General features: G+C 65.5%; 2 protein-coding genes. Both read right to left on the reverse strand.

What is annotated here, in order from left to right:
- The coding region (locus GSM73_RS28045) for an amino acid adenylation domain-containing protein (protein WP_256677104.1) at positions 1-2,887 on the reverse strand (2,887 nt) is incomplete at its 3' end.
- Positions 2,888-2,945: 58 nt separating this feature from the next.
- On the reverse strand, positions 2,946-4,493 hold a 1,548-nt coding region (locus GSM73_RS28050; RefSeq protein WP_256677105.1), incomplete at its 5' end, for a non-ribosomal peptide synthetase.

Here is a 4,493-nt window from a genome sequence, read left to right on the forward strand (position 1 = left end):
TGCCGTTGTTGTTCAGGGGCAGCTTGTCCAGGCAGACGAAGGCCGCCGGCACCATGTACGGCGGCAGTTGCGCGCGCAGGTGCTCGCTCAGGTCGTCGCTGCCCAAGGACTCGTCATGGGCCGCCCAGTACGCCACCAGCCAGGCTTCGCCGGCGGTGTTTTCCCGCAGCAGAACCACGGCTTCCCGCACGTTCGGGTGCTGCGCGAGACGGTGTTCGATTTCCGTCAGCTCGATCCGGTGCCCGCGCAGTTTGACCTGCTGGTCGCGGCGGCCGAGGTATTCGATCACCCCGTCTGCACGCCAGCGCCCCAGGTCACCGGTGCGGTACAGGCGACCTTCGAGTTGAGGATGGTCGATAAAGGCGTCAGCGGTGCGTTGCGGGTCGTGCAGATAGCCGCGGCCGACGCCGACGCCCCCGACACAAATTTCCCCGGCCACGCCAACCGGCACCGGACGCAGGGCTTCGTCCAGCACATACAGGCGGTTGTTGGCGGTCGGCTGGCCGATGGGCATGTGGCTGACTTCGGCCCCCGGTGCTTCGAAAATCGGCTGGAAGGCCACGTCGTCGGCGCATTCGGCCGGCCCGTAGGCGTTCATCAAGGCAATGTCGGGGAACCGGGCGAACCAGTCGCGGGCCACGGTCGGCGGCAGGGCTTCACCGGTGGGCAATACCCAGCGTAGGTCCGGCAGTTGCAAATCGCACGGGCACAGCGCGAGCAGGGTGCGCATCAGGCTCGGGACGATTTCCAGCACGTTCAGGCGCTCGCTGGCGAGCACTTGCAGCAGGCGTTGCGGGTCGTGGGCGACCTCATCCGGGAGAATGTGCACGGTGGCACCGAGCACCGGCGCGGCGAGGAACTGCCACACCGAAATGTCGAACGCCACCGAGGCGGTCTGGGGTATCCGGTCGGCGGCGCTGAGGCCCAGGGCCGGTACTTTGCCGAAGATGTTGTTGAGCATGCCGCGCTGTTCGATCATCACACCCTTCGGAGTGCCGGTCGAACCGGAGGTGAACAGCACGTAGGCCAGGCTGTCCGGACCGGCGAGCACCGGCAGAGGCGCGTCGTTGCCCGACGCCCAGCAGGCCTCGGCGAACAGCGCCTCGGGCGCCCGGTCGAGGTCGCTGAGCAGTTGATCGAGCAGGCCGCTGCAGGCTTCGCTCGCCACCAGCAGAGGCGCGCGGGACAGCCCGAGGATTTCCCGCAGGCGCTCGGGCGGGTGATTGACCTCAAGGGGCAGCATCGCTGCGCCCGCCTTGAACACGGCCAGCATCATGGTCAACAGCGCCAGGCCACGAGGGGCCACCAGCGCGACCAGTTGATCTGCGCCGGCGCCGGCCTCGCGCAGGGCATGAGCCAGGCGCGTGGAACGCAGGTCCAGCTCGGCGTAGGTCAGTGACTCACCGGCGCAGATCGCGGCGACCTGATCACCGCGCTGGGCGACCTGGGCGGCAAACAGCTCGGCGTAGCTTTGATCCAGCGGGAAATCGTGGCGGTTGAGTGCCCACTCGCCCAGCAACTGTTGGCGCTCCTCGGCGGCCAGCAGTTCGAAGCTGGCCAACGGCGCGTCGGGGGCGGCGAGCATGCTGCGCACCAGGCTGGCGATGTGGCCCAGCAGGCGCTGCACGGTGGCGGCCTCGAAACGTTCGCGGTCATACGACACGCGGATGCCCAGCTGTTCGCCCGGCAGGATCACCACGGTCAAGCCGTAGTGGGTGTGCACGCTGTGGTCCATGCCTTCGAGGCTGAACTGGAAGCCGCCTTCGAGGATCTGTTCGTCGATGGGCGCGTTTTCGAATACCAGGATGCTGTCGAACAGGGTCTCGCCCCGGGGGAAATCGCTCCAGCCCTGGATGTCGGTCAACGGCGTGTGCTCGAAGTCACGCATGTCGACGTTGAGCTTTTGCAGGTCGCCCAGCCAATTGCCGAGCGTGGCATTCGGGTCCACCGACACCCGCAGTGGCAGGGTGTTGATGAACAGGCCGATCATTTGCGCGACGCCGGTCAGGTCGGCCGGACGCCCGGCCACGGTGACGCCGAAGACCACGTCCTGTTGTCCGCTGTAGCGCGACAGCAGCAGTGACCAGACACCCTGGAAAAACGTGTTCGGGGTGATCCGCCGATTGCGGCAGAACGCCGCCAGTGCCTGGGTTTCCTGCTCGTTCAGGTGAATCAGTTGATCGTCCACCAGCACCGCATCGGTGTAGCGGTCGCGGGTCACGCCGTTGTCCACGGTCAGTGGCGTGGGCGCGTTTAGACCTTGCAACTGGCCGCGCCAGAACTCCTCGGCCTTGCCCGCATCCTGGCGTTGCAGCCACTGGATGTAATCGCGAAACGGCCGAGGGCTTTTCAGCTCTGGCGTGCGGTCATTGCACAGTGCTTCGTAGACTTTGAGGAAGTCCACGGTCACCAGGGAAATGCACCAGGCGTCCATCAGGATGTGGTGGAAGCTGCGAATGAATTCGTAGGACTCGTCAGCCAGGCGCACCAGCCGGAAGCGAATCAGCGGTGGCTTGGACAGGTTGAAGCCGACTTTCTGCTCGTCTTCCAGCAGGGTGCGGATCCGCGCTTCCTGCTCATGGGGGGCGAGCCCGCGCAAATCGAGGGTGTCCAGCGGTACCTTGACCTGACGATGGATCACCTGCACCGGTTGCTTCTGGCTTTTCCACTGGAAACTGGCGCGCAGGGAAGGGTGCAGCGCCACCACCTGGCGCCACGATTCGAGGAACGCGCCTTCATCGATGGCCCCGCCGATGCGGTAGCGATCCTGCATCAGGTACACACCGGAGTCTTCGTGCAGCAGGGAGTGGAACAGCATCCCTTGTTGCAGCGGCGACAGCGGGTAAATGTCTTCGATCGGGTTACCGGTGGTTTTTTCGCTGGTCATTGAAAGGATCCTGCGTAAATAGGGGCGACGGTGATGGCGTGGTGACGAGAAGAACCGCTCACAGGTCGGCCTCGTCCAGTTCGGCCATCAGCGCTTGCATTTCGTCATCGGACAGGCCCGAGGCGCTGAATTCGGTGCTGTCGGCTTGCGGCTCGGCGGCGCTCGGATCCAGCGGTTGCGCGACCTCGGCCATGGCTGCGACGGTCTGGCGTTCGAACACTTGCTTGGCCGACAGCGCGATGCCTTGCTCATGGGCCTGGGCCACCACTTGCAGGCTCAGGATCGAGTCGCCGCCGATGGCGAAGAAGTTGTCGGTGACGCTCACTGTCGAGAGTTTCAAGACCTTGGCGACGATGGCTTGCAGGGTGGTTTCCATGGCGTTGCGCGGCGCCACGTGGGCGCTTTCGTCGAGCTGCTCCGGGTCGGGCAACTGGCGGGTGTCGAGCTTGCCGTTGGGCGTGCGCGGAAAGCTCGTCAGGGTCAGCACCAGGGCCGGCACCATGTACGACGGCAGACGCTCGCCGAGGAAACGCTTGATCGCCTCCGAGTCCGGTGCGTAGCCGTGGGCGGCCAGGACATAGGCGAGCAGGCGCTTGCCGGCGGCATGTTCCTGGACGATCACCGCGGCTTCGCGCACATCGCTGTGGCTGCACAATTGGCGTTCGATTTCGCCCAGCTCGATGCGGTAGCCGCGCACCTTGACCTGATGGTCCTTGCGCCCTAGGAATGCCAGGCGCCCGTCGGCTAGCCAGCACGCCAGGTCGCCGGTGCGGTAGGCGCGAGTGCCGTCGGTCAGGGTGACGAAGGCCTTGGCGGTTTCTTCGGGTTTGTGGCGATAGCCGCGGGCCAGGGTGGGGCCGGCGAGGACGATTTCACCCGGTTCGCCAATGCCGCAAGCCGTGTCGAATTCATTCAGCAGGCGCAGGTCCATGCCGGCGATCGGACGGCCGATGCTGACGTTCCTGCGTGGGTCCAGCACCTCATAGGTGGCCCAGACGGTGGCCTCAGTGGGGCCGTATTCGTTCACCAGATGTGCGTGTGGCAGGGTCTTGCTGTGTTGCGCGATCAGCGACGGCGGGCAAGCCTCACCCGCGACGATCCAGCAGGCGAGGCTGTCGGTTCCCCCGCTGCGCTGCAATTGATCGAGCAGGGCTTGGTACAGCGACGGCAGCGACAGTCCGTGGCTGACCTGGTGCTGGGCAATCAACTGCGCCAGGCGGGCCATCTCCAACTCTTCGCCTGGGGCGGGCAATACCAGGCGTCCGCCTTGGGCCAGGGTCCAGAAAATCCCGGCGACCGAACTGTCGAAGGCAAACGACGACAACAACAGGTAGGCGCGCACCGGAGTCTCATAGGCCGCCCTGCGCACTTGGGTCGAGAAACTCAAGGCGCCGTGGCTGATTTCCACGGCTTTCGGCGTACCGGTAGAGCCGGAGGTGTAGATCAGGTAGGCGAGGTCGTTGGCGTCCGGCAAGGGCAGTGCCGGACAGTCGCCGAGGTCCTGTGTTGTCAGCTCTCCCAGCACGAAGCGTTGCAGGTTGGCCGGCACGCTGTCGGCCAGTTCGGCGCTGACCACGATGTGGGCGATGGCGCTGTCGGCGAGCAT

The sequence above is a fragment of the Pseudomonas sp. PICF6 genome, from assembly GCF_009831705.1.
Lineage (GTDB): Bacteria > Pseudomonadota > Gammaproteobacteria > Pseudomonadales > Pseudomonadaceae > Aquipseudomonas > Aquipseudomonas rhizophila.